Genomic DNA, 716 nt, shown 5'->3' with positions numbered 1-716 from the left:
TCGAGATATAGAATGCAACCCTTATCCACATTTAATTTCGGGTTATCCATTGGTTGGACAAAATCGAATACACGATCCTTATGGCGGACGGCATCTATGTAGCCTGTAAACATATCGCTCATGCTGCAGCCTCCTTACGCGCCATTAGACCAGCCACACCTTTTGGTAAAAATATTGTGGTCACGACAAACAAGCCACCCAGGGCAAACAACCAAACTTCGGGAAGTACGCCGGTAAAGTATGTTTTGGCATAGTTAACAAATATCGCCCCTACAACAGCGCCGTAGAGTGTCGCTCGACCGCCTAATGCCACCCATACAACCAACTCAATTGAATTCAAAGGAGAGAATTCATTCGGATTGATAATGCCAACTTGTGGCACATACAACGCGCCTGCAATACCTGCTAATGCTGCTGAAAAAGTCCAAATCCATAACTTAAAGTTTTCAACTTTGTACCCAATAAAGCGCGTTCTTGATTCCGCATCCCGAATCGCCATCGCCAGACGACCAAGCTTCGAGGTCACAATAAATCGACAAGCAATATAACCGCATGCAAGCGCGAGGGCAGACAAGCCAAACAAGGTCAGCCTTGTCACATCAGACTGAAGATCAAACCCTAAAATGTCTTTAAAGTCTGTCAATCCGTTATTGCCACCAAAGCCCATCTCGTTTCTGTAGAAAGCGAGCATCAAAGCAAAGGTTAAAGCTTGCGTG

Annotated in this window: 1 pseudogene; it reads right to left on the bottom strand. The window is 45.4% G+C overall.

Annotated features, from left to right (window positions below):
• Positions 1-118 precede the first annotated feature (118 nt).
• Positions 119-716, bottom strand: a pseudogene (locus tag A3762_RS12270) (urea ABC transporter permease subunit UrtC); the annotation flags it as partial.

The organism is Oleiphilus sp. HI0125 (assembly GCF_001635355.1).
This window is presented reverse-complemented; position numbering and strand designations above follow the sequence as displayed.